The following is a 19,252-nucleotide window of genomic DNA, read 5'->3' as shown; positions in this document are numbered from 1 at the left end:
AAATATTATGTTCTAAATTAGCTGACACAAAATATTTTTTATGATAAACCCATATTTTAAATCAGGCGACAAAGATTTTTATCTTCTTCACGGCGATACAATGGATCTTTTGCCTCAATTTGACCATAAGTTTGATATGGTTTTCGCCGATCCACCATACTTTTTGTCAAACAATGGGCTTTCTATTCAGAGCGGAAAAATTGTAAGTGTTAATAAAGGAAAATGGGACAAATCTGAAGGATTTGAATATATAAATGACTTTAATAGAAAATGGCTTTCATTGGTTCGTGACAAAATGAAAGATGATGCAACAATATGGATTAGTGGAACAATGCACAATATTTTTTCCGTTGGTCAAATACTCAATGAATTAGGTTTTAAAATTCTTAATGTAATTACTTGGGAAAAATCAAATCCACCACCAAATTTTTCGTGTAGATATTTCACATATTCGACAGAGCAAATAATTTGGGCAAGGAAAAGTGAAAAAGTTCCTCACTACTTCAATTATGAATTAATGAAAAAACTTAATGGCGACAAACAAATGAAAGATGTTTGGAAATTGCCAGCAATTGCACCTTGGGAAAAATCTTGTGGAAAACATCCAACACAAAAACCTTTGTCGGTTTTAACAAGACTTATTTTGGCTTCGACAAAGCCAAATGCTTGGATTTTAGACCCATTTACAGGTAGTTCAACAACAGGAATCGCAGCCAATTTGGCAAACAGAAGATTTTTAGGAATTGACCAAGAAGAAGAATTTTTGACTATCAGCAAAAACCGAAAAATTGAAATAGAAAACCCTAAAACTTCGGCAACGTATAAACAAAAAGTTGGTGGTTTCAACGACAAAAATGAATTTAATTTATTACTTGTTGAAGAACCAAAAACTGAATATAAAACAGAACTAAACCTTGAGAAAAAAGGGGCGATCGGCTAACACACGCTACAAGCAATTTGGGTATTTGGCTTAATGGAAAAATTGGTTTGTATTTGTAAGATTTGGCAAATCCGAAGATATGGCTTAATTTAATCCCAAACTGCTTGTAGCGCGAGAACGTTACCTGCAATGCTCTCGAACCGGCTAAAAGAAAAAACAATGAAATACAGTTTACTATTACTATTACTTTTTACAAAAAGTTGTCAAAGTCAGAACCTTGACACAGAAAAGTTAAACAAAACTCCACAAATAACAATTGAATATTTGAATTTAGTTAATGGGTATAAAGTAAAAATATTATGGATACCAAATAAAATAGCATCAAATGATATTGAAAATATAGTAGGTCCAGCAATTTTAGAATTGAAAAAGGATGGGAAAACATTTTACGCAAATTTCACAAACTTTTCAATTGACATTACAATTCCAAACTTAAAAATGAATAATGAATTTGTTAAGAGCTTTACTCCAAAATATATTCAAAGAAAATTTAATGCTGAAAAAGACCCTTTTTTCTTTGAAGATGTAAATTTTGACAAAAGCAAAGAATTAATTATTTCAGAAACTGGACTTTTAGATTTTGACAGAAAAGTGTATCGCATTTTCGAAGTCATTGAAAATGCAGATTTTCATAACAATACTTTAGACGAAATAAAGGAATCTGTTTTTAATGATTATGCAAATTCTACTTTTGATACAATAAACAAAGAAATAGTTACAACTGAATATAATGGATGTTGTGAATACGACCAATATTATTTCAAGAATAAAGATATCCGATATAAAAATCAATTTTACATGTATAAATCTGAAAATCACAAAGTTGACGATACTACAAATAAAGAAACAATAATAACAAAAGTAAAAGGAGAAAAGGATCTTGTAAGAGTAATAGAAGCGAAAAAAGAAGAAGAATAATTATGAAAAATTCATATGATGAATTAAAAAGTGAAGTGCAAGAATTTATAAATAAATTTGAGAACGATAATGAATTGACAACAGGATTAGATAAATATTATAAAGGGACACAAATTCTTTTGTCAGGCCTTCATAATAAACCAAAATTTATGTTTATAGGAATAAATCCAGGCGCTGGATATTACAAACATAATAATGGAGAAAAAGTCAAGAAGCTAGAAATTCAAAAAAAATTGGAATACTCATACAAAGATTTTAAATACGCATTAGCAAGAAACACAAGAAAATTATTTCAATTAGCTAATTGTACCGAGTATTTGGAAAATTCAGTAAAAACTAATCATTTCTTTTTTGCAACAACCAAAGAAACTGAATTGTATAAACTATTAAGTCATTTAAAGCACCTAAAAGTTTATAGTAGATCCAAAACTTGGGTTGATAAAATTGTGGCAATTGTACAACCTGAAATAATTATTTGTGAAGGCAAAAGTTCATTCGATAGATTTTTAAAAAATAATGAATGCCAAATTACTGTAAATGGAAATGTTTCCTACGCTAAATATGGAGAAGTTCACATAATAGGGTACAAAAGAAGGTTTAGTGATATAATAGACATTGAGAAAGTTGCTAAACTAATTAACGAAAAACTTAAAGAAACGACACCAACTAAATAATATATTCATCCTACCTAATGAAAAGTCAATTAAAAAACCTAAAATTCTTAATAATTCTATTTCTGACATTTAATTCTTCTAGTATTTTTTCACAAATTACTATTTCAAAATTCGAAAAAGAAGAAGAACAAATAGTCGAAAAATCAGTTCCGTATGATAGTCTTTCCAATTGGGAGTCACTTCCTAAATTAAGCGATTATAAAAAATATATTGGACAAAAAGTATATTTACCGCTCAAAAAAAATAGATATACAGATATAGTTCCACAAACTTATGTCCGTAATGTAGAAATCAAAGATTTTTATCCTTTCTTGTTTAAACGTAATTCGGAAACAATAGTATTAGATTCTACAAACACCAAAAAGGGGCTGTCAAAAACTTTTGTATTTAGGCCTTCAAATATCAGTAGAGAATATCATCAAACATTAACAATAGAATCTATAAATACTAATATTTACAAACCATATCTATATTATGGCTATTTTAATAATTATGAACGTGATGTAGCATACGATTTTAGATTCGCCAATAATGATATGGTGGGAAACAAATATTTTACGATAACAGATGTTCTGTATGGAGACAAACTAAAAAAGATGAATTTTTCAACAGAATACTTTTATAGTTTTGAAAGCAATGAAAAAAAATCAAATGAAACTTTTTCAAAAAATATAGATATGAATAATTCAGATATTGCTTTTGAATTAAAGGATGAAGCAACTGGAGAAATATTATATTTTTGGGAAAAAAAAGAAAGTGGATATATTCATTGGAGAAGCCGATTGATTTTAGTTTCATATTTTATCAAACAGAAACAAAAATATGTTGGAGAAAATCTTTTACCAAATTTCGGGGAAATTGAACTTCAAGATTTAAAAAAAATGTCAACAATTGAAGATGAAAATGGCAAATCCATTATTATACCAAAAAAAGTTAAAATTGAGCCAAATGATCGTTGGAACTGTATTGACGTAACAATTTTGGAAGGATCATCGTGGATAAGTTATATTCTTAAAAATCAAAAAGATGAAACAGTAGCCATAAATGACATAGGAGATTGGATATTAGAAAAAGATATTTTGGAAAAAGAACGACAGGAAAAAATTTCACAACAAAATTTAAAACTAAAACAAGAGAAAGAATTTAAAGATATTGAACTAAAAGAAAAAATCGCATTCGAAAAGAGGAAAAAAGAATGTATTGAAATGTTCGGAAATGTAAATGGAGAATTAATTGCTTTAGGTAAACTTAAAATAGGTATGTCTAAAGAAATGTGTAAAAAATCATGGGGAATTCCAATATGGTCTAATAAAATAACAAACGAAAATGGTACAATTGAAAGATGGTATTATGGTTTTGATTTTAGTTTGTATTTTGTTGGGAATGAATTAAAACAAATTGAACAATAAAAAAAAGCACTGCAGGTAACACACGCTACAACGGATTTGGGCATTTGGCTTAATGGAAAAATGGTCTTGTTTTTGGAGTGATTTGGCAAATCCGAAAATAGGGCTTAATTTAGTCCCAAACCCGCTGTAGCGCGAGAACGTTGTGCGTCACTTTCGAGCGACAGAAAACCGAAATAATAATAATTAATATAATAAATATGAAAAAATCATTAGTGCTTTTAGTTTCCTCATTCTTTATTTCTTGTGGTGTTCAAACAAAATTAATTACACCAGAAAGCTTAACTACATTTATACCTGAACTAAACAAAATAAATAATACAGAAATTGGAATAACATTAGTCTCCAAAGAAACAGGATATAAATATAATGCCATCAGAATTACAAAGGGAAGAAAAGCTAAACCTGGATATATTATCAAAGAAATTAAAGAAGGTGATGTTTATATCAACGATAGTTTTACCACCAAATTTAATTTATACACTAATATTTCTGACCCAACTTTTGGAATTGCCGTACCAAAAAATGGAGGAAAAGCAGTAGTTTTTGCTAATAATGGAATGGGAATAACTATGCTCCAAACTAAAGATATAATAGAATATACTGAAACCTATGCACCAGTTCCAAAAAAAGAATATTTTAAACAAGAATTTATATATAACGGTAGAGTTGCAAATGCGTTAAAATTTATTTACCGAGAATACATTGATGACCTTGCAAGACCAGCATTTACTCAAGATTTACAATATGATTTGTCTGAAAGCAAAATTATTGGCTTTCGTGGTTTGAGAATAGAAGTGATTTCTGCAACAAATACAAACATTGAGTATAAGGTTTTAACTCAATTTCAAAAATAAAAGCGAACGCACAACAGCAGTTACACAAGATTTGGGTTTCGGTCATAAACTGAAAGTCGGTTTTGTACCTGAAAGTTCAGTCTTTAACCGCAAATTAAGGCGTACTTTTTCCCAAACCTCGTGTAGCTGCAAAACGTTAGGCGTGAGTTGCGCCGAAATTACGCAGATGAAAACAATTAGAAAATGAATTGGTTTCCTCAAGAAGTTTACAAAGCAGAAACGTGAAAGTTGGAATTTAGAAGCGGAAATCTGAAAAGTTAAAAGTGGAAAGTTGGAATCTGAAAAGTGGAAACTTGAAAAGCGGAAACGTGAAAGTTGGAATCTGAAAGGTAGAAACTTGAAAAGCGGAAGCGTGAAAGTTGGAATCTGAAAAGTGGAAACTTGAAAAGCGGAAGTGTAAAAGTTGGAGTCTAAAAAGTAGAAACTTGAAAAGCGGAAGCGTGAAAGTTGGAATCTGAAAAGCAAAAAATTGAAAAATAAAAGTGTGAAAAATTAGAGGTTTAATCGCAATTCCGACAAAACAACCCCCGCCTAACAGCGGTTACACGAGATTTGGGTTTTAGGCTTAATTTAAAGTTGGTTTTGTATCTGAAAAATTAGTGTTTAACCGAAAAATTAGTCTTAATTTAGTCCCAAACCTCGTGTAGCCGCAAAACGTTACAGGATAGTTGAGAAAGAGCTTTTCAGTTAAAATCAGGTTTTTAAGAACCATTTAGTTGCGCAGAAAAATCAAAATACAGAAACGTGAATATTGGGGTTTTTAATCGGAACTTGAAAAGCAGAAACTTGAAAATTGGAGGTTCTAATTGGAACTTGAAAAGCAGAAGCGTGAATATTGGAATTTCTAAACTGAATCTGAAAAGCGGAACTTGAAATACAAAGCTTGAATATTGGAGTCTCTAAACTGAATCTGAAAAGCAGAACTTGAAATACAAAGCTTGAATTTTGGAGCTTCTAATCGGAAAAGGAAAAACAGAAACGAAAATTTTGGAGTTTTTAATGGGAATAAAAGCAAACACTCGTTTTGATTTTCAAGTTGAAATGAAAAAAGGAGAATAAAATTTAGCCAATATTTAGGCAAGAATTGGGATTTTAGCCTGCCAAAAATAGGATTAAAATCGATTAATAATAGGAATATCGGTTGGCAACAACCATCCTGTAACACTTGTTACAAGCGATTTGGGTAATTGGCTTAATTTAAATATGGTTTTGTATTTGTGAGAATTTGGCGAATCCGAAAATAAGGCTTAATTTAGTCCCAAACCGCTTGTAGCAAGGGAACGTTACCTGCCATTTTGAAAAACAAACCACAACAATGAATTATACAGGACAAAATAACGAAATTTTAGAACTCAAAGAATATAAAAAGGATGAGCTGTTAAGGCTTGAAAAAGACTTAAATAATCCGCTTTTATTTATTTGGGTTAAGGGAAAAGACTGTGAAATAAAGTATGAAGGAACAACTCAAATCATAAAAGACAATACTATTTTATGCTTGACAGTTTTTCATAGAATTGAGTTCAACAATTTGGAAACGGCAAGAATTATAAAATTTAACCGGGAGTTTTATTGTGTTTTAGACCACGGCAGCGAAGTAAGTTGTAAAGGTTTATTATTTTACGGTGCTACTCAACTTCCATATTTTCAAATCCCAGTAGAGGAAATAGAAAAATTTGAAACATTTTGGCAAATGTTCAATATAGAAATGCAATCAAAAGATGAACTGCAACTAGAAATGCTACAAATGATGCTCAAAAGGTTTATTATACTTTGTACTCGTATACATAAACGCCAATATAATATTTCTAAACTTGATAATAAAGAGGTAGATATAATTAGAGAGTTTAATTTTTTGGTAGAACAGCACTTTAAAACCAAGCACACCGTAAAAGAGTATGCAGACCTGATGATAAAGTCGCCTAAGACAATATCCAACACTTTCTCACAATTATCAGACAAAAGTCCGCTGCAAATCATACACGAAAGAAAACATTTGGAAGCCAAAAGAATGTTACGATATACCGACAAAGCAATCAAAGAAATTACCTACGAATTGGGCTTTGAAGATATACAGACTTTTAGCCGTTTTTTTAAAAAAATGGAAAATATTAGCCCTTCCGACTTCAAAAATTCATTTTTGGGAAATATTGCCAACTCATCGGGTTTAATGACCTAACAGAAGGCCTCTTTAAGACTGCATCTTTGCATCGTAATTAATTTATAAACAATATAAAATTAAAAAGATGACAAATTTCACAGTTCCCACCCGAGGAGAAGTATCGGAAAACAATCAAGCCATTTTTGACAACTTGCAAAAAGGTTTAGGCTTTGTACCCAATTTGTATGCCTATTACGCAAAAAACGAAACGGCACTAGGCGATTATCTTGCTTTACAAAATCGCAAATCAACACTAAAAGCCAAGGAAAGGGAGGTAATTAATTTAATAACAAGTCAAATTAATGGTTGCCGTTATTGCCAGTCGGCTCACACCGTTTTGGGTAAAATGAATGGTTTTACAGATGAGCAGGTAATTGAACTGCGTAAAGGTTCAGCTTCATTTGACTCTAAATTAGATGCTTTGGTGAAATTCACTGCATCTGTGGTAGAAAACCGTGGCAACACCAAAGAAGAAAGTAAAGAAGCATTTTTTGCAGCAGGTTACACCGAAGCGAATCTAATTGATGTGGTAATTGTGGTTGGCGATAAAATAATCAGCAACTATATCCACAATTTGACTGGCTTTCCAATTGATTTTCCAATTGCACCTGAGCTTTAATTTTTAACATTTAAAATATCATAAAATGAATATCGGAAATATAATTATTAGAATTGCATTCGGGTTGTTGTTTGTTTGGGGCGGTCTGGAAAAGTTTTTTGAAGGATTTCTTGGAGGAGTAGGTCTGCAGAATGCGGCAGGGTTTTTAAAATCTTCAGGTTGGAGCTTTCTCGGTGATTCTGGAACTTTTGTTTTAGCCATCATTTTGTCTTCATTAGAATTGATTGCTGCAATATTACTTTTAGCAAACAAAAAACTATTCTTCGCATTTACATTCCTAGCCTTTATTATGCTTGTAGCATTATTAACCATACACATTCCATCGGGAAATTGGATGAATATAATGATTCATATTGCATTATTTGGTTCATTATTAGGTTTAGGTTTAAATCATTTTAACAAAGAAAAAACAATATGGCAACAATAATCAAAATCAAGAATTTACCCGAAGGGTATCAAAGCATCATAACCAACGGAACTCATACCATAATTGGAGACGAGCCTGTAAAAAGCAAAGGGACAGACTTAGGTTTAAGTCCTTCTGAATTGGTGTTGAGTGGTTTGGCAATGTGTAAAGTAGCAACCGTTCGATATATTGCTCGACAAAAAGGGTGGGAAATAGGCGAAGTAAAAGCCGAACTATCTCAAGAAGTAAAACGTGAAACAGATGGGCTAAAAACCAATATAAAAATAGGTATTCAGATAGAAGGCAACATCACCCAAGAACAAAAAGACGAGCTATTAAAGCAAGCAGATGCCTGTTACATCCATCGTCAAATAATGGGAGAATGGAATATAGAACACGCCACCGAACTGCAACAATAAAAACGGCAGGTAACAAGGGTTTTGCGATAGTGGGGCGACAGTGCTTAATTCAACATTTGTGCTTATATTTGGCATCTGTGTTGAATTGAGCATTTGTGCATTTAATTCCCCACCATCGCAAAGCCCCAAACCGTTATGTGACATAGAACCAAAAATGCGTAAAATCAAAAAATGATTTATGATACAAAAATTAATAATTATAATTCTTATTACACTTTCCTTTAATTGTAATTCACAAACGCTTAAAACAATTGAAAAAATTGAATTAACACATCAAAATTGTTTAGACAAAGGTGAATATATGAAAGGTTGTTCAGTCGAATATTATAACCAAGCGGACAGTTTACTTAACGTAGTGTATAAGAAATTAAAACTCAAACTAAGTGCTGAAGAACAATCTAAATTAAAAAAGGAACAATTGGAATGGTTAAAAAAACGTGATAAATATTTCCAAAAAGTCTATTCAGAAGAAAAAAAATCAGGAGATTTTAATGAAGGTAGTAATGATTTTGATATGATTATTATTGACCAAAAGGCGGAATTTGTTTTTGAAAGAGTAAAAGTACTTATTAAAAGAACCTAAATCTACGTCACATAACAGCCACTACAACGGATTTGGGCAATTGGCTTAATAGAAAGTTGGTTTTGTATTTGGAATATTTGGCAAATCCGAAGATAGAGCTTAATTTAGTCCCAAACCCGCTGTAGTGCCAGAACGTTATGTGTAACCTTTGACAAACGTAAAACAACAAACAAATTATGAATGAATTTTTCCCTTGTATTTTAGTAGAACACGAAGATAATTTTTCAATTATTTGTTCAGACTTTCATTATTTCGATGATTATCTTGGAGATAAAGGTGGAGGTGGTTACACCATTGAAAGATTAGCAAAGAAACTTGCCAAAGAACATAACATTCAAAAAGAAATTGGTTTTGATAGTGAGGCAGGAATGTTCTGTGCGTATTCTGTAAATAAAAATTCGCTTCTTAAATTATCTAATCTATTGCAACAAATTACAGGAAATGAAAAGCAACATTTACCAGTAGAAAATACCAAACCTTTAATACCCTTGGAAGATGCAGAAAAACTTTTACTGAAAGGATTTGTGATAGACTTAGATAAAGAAATGCAAGATGAGTTTTATAAAAATGTTCCCTACCCTGCGTTATCTCGTAAGCAAAAAGAATATTTGAACGCCATAGTGAACGGAACAAGTGAAGATAAAATAATTGCTTCAAAAAAGATTAATTCAGAAGCACGTACAAAAATAAGACGTTGGGACAACTATTTATCACACCCTACTACTATAACCTATTTTCTGGAAGCAATTGACCGAGAGGCAGACAATAAAGTAATCCAACAACTTATATGGGCTGTTGCATTTATTTGTGATAGACATTTACCCGATTTACGAACGCAATCCTATTTTTTAAAAGCCCTTGAAAGCAAAAATGCAACCACTCGTTGGTTAGGATTATTAGGACTTGGAATGTTATACGAATATCCAGAAGAAATTGTTTTAAAAATGACAAAAGACAAATCTGAAAAGGTAAGTGAAGAAGCTAAAAGTATACTAAAATGGGGAACAATAAAAACAAGAGGATTTGCTCCTTGGATGTTTGATGAGAAAAACTACAAATAAGGCTACACATAACAAGGGTTTTGCGTCAGGCGGGCTGAAGTGCAAAATTCAACGGCAGTTTTTCAATTGAACTTTAGTAATAAATTTATATCTTTGTGCTTCGATTTCCCGCCCGAACGCAAAGCCCCGAAACGTTAGCCGTCAGTGTAGCGAACAGCAAAAACCGACAGACAAACCGACAAAAACAGAAATTAAAAGCGTAAATTTGCGACTTTAACGAAATGACAAAATATCAATGGCGAAATCACAAAATAAAAGTTTAAAAAACGCAAAAGCACTAAAGAATGACGAGTTTTACACTGAACTTTCGGACATTGAAAAAGAATTAAGACACTATAAAACCCAATTTGAGGGAAAAACAATTTTCTGTAATTGTGACGACCCAAGAATTAGTAATTTCTTTCATTACTTCTCTCACAAATTTGAAGACTTAGGACTGAAACGCTTAATTACAACTTGTTACAAAAACCAAGAACGTGATTTATTTAGTGAACATTCCTCTGAAAGTGCAATTTGGCTTGAATATACAGGCGACAAAAATGGCGATAGAGTTCCAAATCCAGAAGAAATTGGAATACATAAATTAAAAGGCGATGGTGATTTTAGAAACCAAGAAAGTATCGACTTGCTAACGCAAGCCGATATTGTTGTTACTAATCCGCCTTTTTCTTTATTTCGTGAATATGTTACGCAACTTATTGAGTTTAATAAAAAGTTCTTAATAATTGGAAATAAAAACGCTATAACATATAAGGAAAGTTTTCAATTAATTAAAGAAAATAAAATGTGGGTTGGAGTTACACCAATGAGTACTGATATGTTGTTTGATGTACCAACTGATTACTCAAAAGTTCTAACTGAAACAAAAAAAGAAGGTAGTGGCTACAAAATTATCAATGGTAAAGTTAAAGCGAGAGCTCAAGCAATATGGTTTACTAATATTGACAATAGAAAAAGACACGAGGATATTATACTATACAAAACTTATTTAGGCAATGAAAGTGAATATCCATTTTATGATAATTATGACGCAATAAATGTAGATAAAACTAAAGATATTCCTATGGATTTCAAGGGTGTTATGGGCGTGCCAATATCATTTTTAGACAAATATAATCCTGAACAATTTGAAATTTTAGGTATGGCTTCTTCAGCAGGTTATAACGAGGAAGTTGTAGGAATACCATTTTTAGGCGACAAAGATGCAAGACCAATAATTAAAGGAGTTAACACCTTTGCACGTGTATTTATAAAGAATAGAAGAATATGAAAATAGAACTTAAGGAAATAAAAATAAGCGAAGTTGCAAATGGCTATTTTAACGACAACGAAGAAGGCGTTGTTGGTTTTGGTGGCTTACTAAATATTCGTCCAAAATATCAGCGTGAATTTGTTTACAAAGACAAACAGCGTGATTCTGTAATTGAAACGGTGCAAAAGAATTTTCCATTAAACGTAATGTATTGGGTAAAAAATGAAGATGACACTTACGAAGTTTTGGACGGACAACAAAGAACAATAAGTCTTTGCGAATATGTTTCGGGAAGTTTTTCTTTAAACTCAATGTACTTCAACAATCTTACTGATGTAGAACAAAACCAAATTTTGGACTACAAACTTATGGTTTACTTCTGCGAAGGTAACGACAAAGAAAAATTAGATTGGTTCAAAACCATAAATATTGCAGGCGAAAAACTAACTGCACAAGAATTGCGAAACGCAATTTATACAGGAACTTGGCTAACAGAAGCTAAAAAGTATTTCAGTAAAACAGGTTGTCCAGCTTACAACATTGGTAACGATTACATAACAGGTTCACCTATTCGACAAGATTATTTAGAAACTGTAATTAGCTGGATAAGCAAAGACAACATTGAGCAATATATGGCTGAAAATCAACACAAGCCAAATGCAAGTGAATTGTGGTTGTACTTTACAAGTTTGATGAATTGGATAAAAGTAGTTTTTCCAAAATATCGCAAAGAAATGAAAGGTATAAATTATGGTTTTCTTTACAACAACTACAAAGACCAAAATTTTGACGCTAAAAAATTAGAAGAAGAAATAACGACCTTAATGCAAGACGAAGACGTTACAAAAAAGTCAGGCATTTACGAATACGTTTTGACACGAAACGAAAAGTATTTAAGTATTAGAGCATTTACAGACAAACAAAAGCGTGAAGCGTTTGAACGACAAAAGGGAATTTGTGTAAAGTGTGGCGTTGAATTTGAAATTAACGAAATGGAAGCCGACCACATTACACCTTGGCACGAAGGCGGAAAAACGACAGCCGAAAATTGTCAAATGCTTTGTAAACACGACAACCGAATAAAGAGTGGAAAATAGCGGAAAACAAAACACCGAACGGCTAACAGCAGTTTGGCAAAATGGCGGGTTCAGTGCTAAATTGAACATTCGGATTTCTAATAAACATTAGTGCTAAATTGAAAGTAAGTGCTTCTAAATCCGCCACTTCGCCAAGCTGCAAAACGTTAGCGGTCATTGTAAATGTACAAGCATTAAACGCCCGACAAAAAAACTAACACTTCGTTGGTCTTGTTAATTATTTTTCGCAACTCGACATTGACGTCTTAAACTTTGTTTATATTTGTGCCATTATGAGGCAATAATATTTTCATAGCGTTCTACGCTTTTTTTCTTAACCAAATCTGGTTGATGTAAATCGTCAGCAAAAAGTGGACTGATTTAGTTCAAAACTAAGAGAGTGTTTTCAAAATCCTTAAATTTGAATTATTATGAAAACACCCAAGAAAAAAACAGCAGAGAATTTCATCAAAGACATTCGTAGAAACACACGAAGAATCTTTAGTTCTGAACAAAAAATTCAGATTGTTATGGAAGCTTTACGAGCAGAAATGTCAGTTGCAGAATTGTGTCGTAAGTATTCCATTAATGAATCTCAGTTTTATAAGTGGAACAAAGAATTTTTGGAAGCAGGTAAAAAGCGTTTAGCAGGCGATGTAACAAGAGAAGCTACGAGTGATGAAGTATCAGAGCTCAAGAAAGAAAATCAGTCTTTAAAAGTAATGATTGCCGATTTAGTTTTACGCTACGATATTGTAAAAAAAAGCTTGGACATGCTGGATTAACTGAAAAGTTTAAGAAATATATGCGACTTACAGTATCCGAAAAACAAGAAATCATTCACATGGTTACTCGTTCAGAAATTGGCGTAAATCGAACACTTCGGGAGATTGGAATCAATAAAAGTACGTTTTACAATTGGTATCATGCTTACAGCGAAAATGGTGTTGAAGGATTGCTTCCAACCAAAAGAGCAGCAAACAGGCAATGGAATAGCATTCCACAAGAGCAGAAGAATTTGGTTGTAAAATTAGCTTTAGATTATCCTGATTTGTCTTCTCGAGAATTAGCCTATAAAATCACTGATGAACAACAGATATTCCTATCAGAATCAAGTGTTTATCGGATTTTAAAGTCAAGAGGTTTAATTACAGCTCCAGCTCATATTTTTCTGAGTGCAGGTAATGAATTTACAGACAAAACAGGCTTTGTTCATCAAATGTGGCAAACGGATTTTACCTATTTTAAAATATTGGGTTGGGGTTGGTATTACTTGAGTACGGTTTTAGATGATTACAGCCGATACATTGTGCATTGGGAACTTTGCTCAAGCATGAAAGCCGATGATGTAAAAAGAACTGTGGATACTGCCATTAAAAAAGCAAAATTGGTAACTAAACAAAAACCAAAACTCTTGTCAGACAATGGTTCGTGCTATATTGCAAGCGAATTAAAAACGTATTTAAAAGACAATTATCAAATGCAACAAGTACATGGCAGACCCAATCATCCACAAACACAAGGAAAAATTGAACGCTATCACAGAACTATGAAAAACGTGGTAAAACTTGATAATTACTTTGCTCCCGAAGAATTAGAAGCTGCTTTAGAAAAGTTTGTTTATCGCTATAACAATGAACGCTATCATGAATCATTAAACAACTTAACCCCAGCAGATGTCTATTTTGGAAGAGGTGAAATGATTTTAAAAGAACGTGAACGATTAAAGAAAATGGCTATTATTGGCCGAAGAAATGAGTACCAAAAATTAAAATTAACAACAAATCAAAAAAAACATTTATCTTTGAATTATTAACTAAATACTCTCTTAGGAAAAGTCCACTTTAGTTTGAAGACGTACATGGTTGATACTCTTCTTAATTGAATTTATTATTAACAAACTGCATTATACTTTTCAGAGTAATGCTATAATTTATCGCTTCATAAAAATGAAATCAAATCATAAATCAACACTCATATTTGTATTAATAGTTGTCGTAATTGACACCGCAGGTTTTGGACTAATTTTTCCAGTTCTACCACAACTACTAATTAATCTACTTCATTCAGACATCAGCACAGCCGCCAAATACGGAGGCTGGCTCTCATTTGCTTATGCAATTATGCAATTTGTTTTTGCACCAGTTTTAGGGAATTTAAGCGACCAATATGGCAGGCGACCAGTACTTTTAAGCTCATTGTTTGGGTTTAGCATCGACTGCATTTTTCTTGCTTTTGCACCAAGTATTTTGTGGCTTTTTGTTGGGCGGACAATTGCAGGTATAACAGGAGCAAGCTATTCCGTTGCATCTGCTTGTGTTGCCGACATTAGCACAGACGATAATAGAACTAAAAATTTCGGACTTATAAACGCAGGCTTTGGTTTGGGGTTTATAATTGGACCCATAATTGGCGGAACATTGGTACAATTCGGAACTCATACACCCTTTATTGTTGCTGCTATTTTAAGTTTTATCAATTTTATTTTCGGCTATTACTTTTTCCCGGAATCGTTAAAAGCAAATAACCGCAGGAAATTTGACTGGAAAAGAGCTAATCCATTTGGTTCCCTCAAACACTTACAGAAATTCCCATTGATAAAAACTTTAGTGCTATCAATGATTTTTGTTTCCATCGCTAATCACAGTATGGAAAGTGTTTGGGCATTTTTCACCATTGAAAAATTTAAGTGGAGCACCTCTCTTGTTGGCTACTCATTAGCATTTATAGGCATTCTATCAATTATCGTTCAGTTATGGTTAGTCAGTATTTTGGCAAAAAAATTGGGCGACAAACGAATGGCAGTATTAGGATTTGTACTTATGATGACGGGCTTTTTTCTGTTTGCTTTTACACCGTGGCAATGGTTGCTCTTTACCGCTTTATTACTTTTCATAGTTGGTGGAATTCAAGGCACAGCCGTTCAAAGTATTATGTCTTCTGCAATGCCCGACAACGAACAAGGTGAACTTCAAGGTGCTTTAGGCAGTTTAATGGGCTTGACAACTCTGATTGCACCACCGTTAATGACAAGCAGTTTTTCTTACTTTACGGGAAAACAATCCGAGATTTATTTTCCAGGAATTCCTTTTTTAATTGCTTCAATATTGACATTAATTAGTTTAATTTTGTTTCTTAAAAGTTTTAAAAAATCAAATAGACTGATAAAATCGGTGGACAAGTAATGACCATATAGACAGAAAACAACGAACCGCTAACAGCACCTAAAAAAAATGGCGGGCGAAGTGCGAATATAAACAGTTGTGCAACTAATAAACATTGTGCGTTTAGACAGTTTAGTGTTCCAAAGCCGCCACTTCTTTTAGCCGCAACCCGTTAGCGGCAAGCATAAATCAACACCGAACAAAGAATGAACCCTCTCATAAAACAACTTAAAAAATACGGAAATCTGACCTCTGAAATCGAAACAGAACTTAACGAAAAAATTAAAAGTCTGATAAAACAAAAAGGCGATTTTTTGCTCAAAGAAGGACAAATTGTTTCAAATTTATTCGTAATTGAAAAAGGGCTTGTTCGTTCGTTTTATAATATCAATGAAAGAGAAATTAATGTTTGGTTTGGTTTTGAGAGCGGAATTTTAGGTTCAGTAATGCCATTATTTTTTAGCCAACCTTCAATTGAAAACATTCAGTTTTTAGAAGACACCACTTTATATTATATCTCAAGCAATGACCTTGAAAGTTTCTACAAATCATCGCAGGAAATGAATACGATTGGTAGAAAAATGGCAGAAGAATATTGCAAAATTTTAGAGGAACGTTCTTTTTTATTACAAACACATACCGCAGAACAGCATTATCATTGGCTTTTGAAAAACCAACCCGAAGCTTTGCAAAGAATTTCTTTAGGACATATTGCTTCTTATTTGGGTATTTCGCAAGAAACATTGAGCCGTATTAGAAAGAAATAACGATTTTGACATTTGTCAAAAAAAGCACTTTTTAATTTTTGTTTCTTTGCATCAGTTAAAACAAAAGAACAATGAAATATTTATTTTTATCATTAGCAATCGTACTTGAAGTTGTAGGTTCGAGCTTTATGAAAGCATCAGACGGTTTTTCAAAATTATTGCCAACAGCGATAACAATTGTGGCATATATTGCTTGCTTTTTCTTTTTCTCGCAAGCTTTAAAATCCATTCCTTTGGGAATAGCTTATGCAATTTGGGGTGGTTTAGGAATTGTCTTGACAGCTATAATTTCGGTTGTGGTATTTAAGCAATCGTTAGACATTCCAGCAATTATTGGAATTATTTTAATTGTGACAGGAGTTATCGTAATGAATTTTTTCTCAAAATCAGCAGCACACTAAAATGCCAGCCGCTAACAAGGGTTTTGCAATAGTGGGGCGAAACTGCAAAGTTCAACGGTTGTTCTTCGGTTGAACTTTAGTGCAAAATTGAAGATTTGTGCTTCGATTGCCCCACCATCGCAAAGCCCCGAACCGTTAGTGGCAATTTTAGAACAAACCTAAAAATTAAATGAAAAATGTAGTTGTAATAGGAGCATCGTCAGGCATTGGAAAGGAATTAGCTAGACAAATAAAGGAAGACAATCACAAAGTAGTTATTGCAGGTAGAAGAATGGCACTATTGAATAATCTTTATGCAGAATGTCCAAACTCATATTTGCCATTAGAAATTGACATTACTAGCATTGAGCAAGCAAAACTGCAATTAGAAAACATTAGCCAGAAACTTGGAAAAATTGACATAGTTGTTCTATGTTCAGGATTAGGTGGTGATAATGAGCAACTCAATACAGAAAGAGAAATTGAAATTGCAAAAACGAATGTCATAGGATTTACTTTTATCGTGAACTGGTTCTACCATTTTTTTGAGAAACAAACTTACGGTCACATTGCAGTAATAACTTCAATTGCAGGTCTAAGAGGAAACCGTGTTGCACCTAGCTATTTTGCATCAAAAGCATTCCAAATTAATTATTTAGAAGGACTAAAACAAAAATCTTACAAGACAAATAATGATATAATAATCACTGACATTAGACCTGGATTTGTTCAAACCGATATGTTAGAAAGAAAAGATTTACCTTGGACAGCCGAACCAACAAAAGCTGCCCAACAAATATGGATAAGCATAAAAAAGAGAAGAAAAACTGCGTATATAACAAAACGCTGGCGACTAATAGCAACAATATTAAAAGGAATTCCATCAGCAATCTACTCAAGACTATAAAAACTGCCACTAACAGGGGTTTTGCAAAAGTGGGGCATTTGTGCTAAATTTGAACATTTGGAATTCTAATCAACATTTGTGCTAATATGAACATTTGTACTTCTAATTCCCCACCTTCGCAAAGCCCCAAAACGTTAGTGGCAAGGCTAAAAAAAGAGAACGTTGAAAGCAAAAATATATTCAAATAAACTATTTATAGGAACAACCGACTTACAAATCGGAGACGAAAATATGGGTTGCATATTTGGAGAATTTGTTCCAACCGAAAATTATTTTAAATACATACAAAAATCTGTTTGGAAATTTTGGAAAGCAAATAAACCTGATTATAAAAAATGGAGTTCTTTGCGATTTAATGTACAATTAGAGAATGGCTATTTTCTTTATCCAATTGGTGGTTATACGTTTGAGGATAATCCTGATTTCCCTACCGAACCAAAGCGAATTGATATTGCGGGAATTGACAGAGATGTATTAGATTTTTTTTCTCTACAAAACTCTTCCAACCTTTTTGTTGAAGAGCCTTGGGAAGATATTACAATAAATCAAAAATTTGGTTTTGAAGAAGAATTAAGTAAAGAAATCGGTTTGGAAGAAAAATCTATGTTTGATTTTTTAAAACCTAAACAAGAAAAACATAAACTTTCAGATTTTAAATTTTCTGCACTTTGTAAATATAAATCTGATGATGATGTTTTATTTGAAGTTAGAAATCAAAACTTTGAAAAGCAGTTTGCTGTTATTCATTTGACCTGGAAAGGTAAAAAGGAAATTGATGGATTTCCAGGAACTGATTTTTTTAAAGACTTTAATGAATTTAGAAATTTAAGAATGATTCCAGACAAAAATGAATGGGAAGAATTGGAAAGCTGAATAAGCCCAGCCACTAACAGCTACTACAACGGATTTGGGCAATTGGCTTAATGGGAAAATGGTTTTGTATTTGGATGTTTAGTGATAACCGAAAAATAAATCTTAATTTAGAACCCAAACCCGCTGTAGTACCAGAACGTTAGTGGCTAGTTGAACGGAAAACAGAAGAAAATCAGGTTTTTAAAAGACATTTAGTTGTGCAGAAAATCGAAATTTTGTGACAAAAATTGGAGATTTTTGTTAGGAAGTTTTTAACGATAAAAGCGATTTTTTTTTGAGTTTGATGTTTAGAATCTGAAATGCAGAAACGTGAAAAGTAGTGTTTTGACCCCTATAAAACAAGAGTATTATTCTAAATTTCGATTATTATTTATGCGGTTAATTTTTTCATTAAAATTAGATGCTTGTCCTGGTTCCATTTCTCTATTGGTGTAATGCGTCCTAAAAGGCCATGTAGCCTAGTATTATTATAGAAAATTACATATCTTTTTAATATTAGCTCAATTTCTCCAAAAGTTCTATAATCAACTCTTTGGAACACTTCTTTTTTTAATATTCCATGATAGGCTTCAATATGCGCATTTTCTTCGGGTGTTGCTACATGTGTAAATTCTTGCTGAACTCCTATGAGTCCAAGGTATTCTCGAACACTTTTGGCAATAAATTGACTTCCATTATCACTTCTTATCACAACACTTTCAGGGTATTGGTATTCCAAAAATAAATCTGAAAGAAAAGCGATTACTTTGTCTTGTTTTATAGAAAAAGAGAAAAAATCTTTTAATATTCTGC

General features: G+C 32.5%; 20 protein-coding genes. 19 read left to right on the top strand and 1 reads right to left on the bottom strand.

Going from position 1 to position 19,252, the window contains the following annotated elements:
• Nucleotides 1-40: 40 nt before the first annotated feature.
• The 19 genes from FJV36_RS06580 to FJV36_RS06490 all read left to right on the top strand — a co-directional run bounded on the left by FJV36_RS06580 (nt 41) and on the right by FJV36_RS06490 (nt 18,460).
• Nucleotides 41-940: a site-specific DNA-methyltransferase gene (locus FJV36_RS06580; RefSeq protein WP_158730424.1), complete on the top strand. Its 900-nt coding sequence runs from the start codon at nt 41-43 to the stop codon at nt 938-940.
• Nucleotides 941-1,099: 159 nt separating this feature from the next.
• Nucleotides 1,100-1,858, top strand: coding sequence for a hypothetical protein (locus tag FJV36_RS06575; protein WP_158730423.1), 759 nt, complete (start codon nt 1,100-1,102; stop codon nt 1,856-1,858).
• A gap of 2 nt (nt 1,859-1,860) precedes the next feature.
• Nucleotides 1,861-2,532, top strand: coding sequence for a hypothetical protein (locus FJV36_RS06570; protein ID WP_158730422.1), 672 nt, complete (start codon nt 1,861-1,863; stop codon nt 2,530-2,532).
• Between the two features lie 17 nt (nt 2,533-2,549).
• Entirely contained in the window at nt 2,550-3,941 is a 1,392-nt protein-coding gene (locus FJV36_RS06565; protein WP_158980934.1) for a hypothetical protein, read from the top strand.
• Nucleotides 3,942-4,138: 197 nt separating this feature from the next.
• Complete coding sequence (locus FJV36_RS06560; RefSeq protein ID WP_158728196.1) at nt 4,139-4,795, top strand: hypothetical protein; 657 nt, start codon at nt 4,139-4,141, stop codon at nt 4,793-4,795.
• Nucleotides 4,796-6,110: 1,315 nt separating this feature from the next.
• Entirely contained in the window at nt 6,111-6,971 is an 861-nt protein-coding gene (locus tag FJV36_RS06555) for an AraC family transcriptional regulator (RefSeq protein ID WP_158728195.1), read from the top strand.
• Nucleotides 6,972-7,038: 67 nt separating this feature from the next.
• Complete coding sequence (locus tag FJV36_RS06550; protein ID WP_158728194.1) at nt 7,039-7,572, top strand: carboxymuconolactone decarboxylase family protein; 534 nt, start codon at nt 7,039-7,041, stop codon at nt 7,570-7,572.
• A 25-nt stretch (nt 7,573-7,597) separates the two neighbouring features.
• Complete coding sequence (locus FJV36_RS06545) at nt 7,598-7,999, top strand: DoxX family membrane protein (RefSeq protein WP_158728193.1); 402 nt, start codon at nt 7,598-7,600, stop codon at nt 7,997-7,999.
• The gene (locus FJV36_RS06540; protein ID WP_158728192.1) at nt 7,987-8,397 is read left to right on the top strand and encodes an OsmC family protein; all 411 of its coding nucleotides are present in this window, start codon (nt 7,987-7,989) and stop codon (nt 8,395-8,397) included. Before FJV36_RS06545 ends, FJV36_RS06540 begins: the two co-directional genes overlap by 13 nt.
• A 178-nt stretch (nt 8,398-8,575) precedes the next feature.
• Nucleotides 8,576-8,980 carry a lysozyme inhibitor LprI family protein gene (locus tag FJV36_RS06535; RefSeq protein WP_158980932.1) on the top strand — a complete coding sequence of 135 codons (405 nt, stop codon included), beginning with the start codon at nt 8,576-8,578 and terminating at the stop codon, nt 8,978-8,980.
• A 176-nt stretch (nt 8,981-9,156) separates the two neighbouring features.
• On the top strand, nt 9,157-10,041 hold the full coding sequence (locus tag FJV36_RS06530; RefSeq protein WP_158980930.1) for an Imm51 family immunity protein: 885 nt from the start codon (nt 9,157-9,159) through the stop codon (nt 10,039-10,041).
• Between the two features lie 235 nt (nt 10,042-10,276).
• On the top strand, nt 10,277-11,311 hold the full coding sequence (locus FJV36_RS06525; protein WP_158980928.1) for an adenine-specific methyltransferase EcoRI family protein: 1,035 nt from the start codon (nt 10,277-10,279) through the stop codon (nt 11,309-11,311).
• Nucleotides 11,308-12,390: a DUF262 domain-containing protein gene (locus FJV36_RS06520; protein ID WP_158980926.1), complete on the top strand. Its 1,083-nt coding sequence runs from the start codon at nt 11,308-11,310 to the stop codon at nt 12,388-12,390. The genes FJV36_RS06525 and FJV36_RS06520 overlap by 4 nt, the downstream gene beginning before the upstream one ends.
• A 410-nt stretch (nt 12,391-12,800) precedes the next feature.
• Nucleotides 12,801-14,185 (top strand): IS3 family transposase gene (locus FJV36_RS06515; protein WP_370515718.1). Its coding sequence is split into 2 segments (ribosomal slippage): nt 12,801-13,116 and nt 13,116-14,185, totalling 1,386 coding nucleotides; the frame shifts between segments, so codons are not numbered across the junction.
• A gap of 133 nt (nt 14,186-14,318) precedes the next feature.
• Nucleotides 14,319-15,554: a TCR/Tet family MFS transporter gene (locus FJV36_RS06510; RefSeq protein ID WP_038503344.1), complete on the top strand. Its 1,236-nt coding sequence runs from the start codon at nt 14,319-14,321 to the stop codon at nt 15,552-15,554.
• A 185-nt stretch (nt 15,555-15,739) separates the two neighbouring features.
• On the top strand, nt 15,740-16,300 hold the full coding sequence (locus FJV36_RS06505; RefSeq protein ID WP_158728188.1) for a Crp/Fnr family transcriptional regulator: 561 nt from the start codon (nt 15,740-15,742) through the stop codon (nt 16,298-16,300).
• 71 nt (nt 16,301-16,371) lie between these two features.
• Nucleotides 16,372-16,701, top strand: coding sequence for a multidrug efflux SMR transporter (locus FJV36_RS06500; RefSeq protein ID WP_158728187.1), 330 nt, complete (start codon nt 16,372-16,374; stop codon nt 16,699-16,701).
• A gap of 169 nt (nt 16,702-16,870) precedes the next feature.
• Nucleotides 16,871-17,587, top strand: coding sequence for an SDR family NAD(P)-dependent oxidoreductase (locus tag FJV36_RS06495; protein WP_158728186.1), 717 nt, complete (start codon nt 16,871-16,873; stop codon nt 17,585-17,587).
• A gap of 162 nt (nt 17,588-17,749) precedes the next feature.
• Nucleotides 17,750-18,460 carry a hypothetical protein gene (locus FJV36_RS06490; RefSeq protein WP_158728185.1) on the top strand — a complete coding sequence of 237 codons (711 nt, stop codon included), beginning with the start codon at nt 17,750-17,752 and terminating at the stop codon, nt 18,458-18,460.
• 370 nt (nt 18,461-18,830) lie between these two features.
• Here FJV36_RS06490 and FJV36_RS06485 read toward each other — a convergent pair.
• Nucleotides 18,831-19,252 (bottom strand): integrase core domain-containing protein (locus FJV36_RS06485; protein WP_158728933.1); only part of this gene is annotated, 422 nt, incomplete at its 5' end.

It is taken from the genome of Flavobacterium sp. I-STPP5a (assembly GCF_009764685.1).
Classification (GTDB): domain Bacteria; phylum Bacteroidota; class Bacteroidia; order Flavobacteriales; family Flavobacteriaceae; genus Flavobacterium.
The sequence above is the reverse complement of the archived record's forward strand: the minus strand, read 5'-3'. Positions and strand labels throughout refer to the sequence as shown.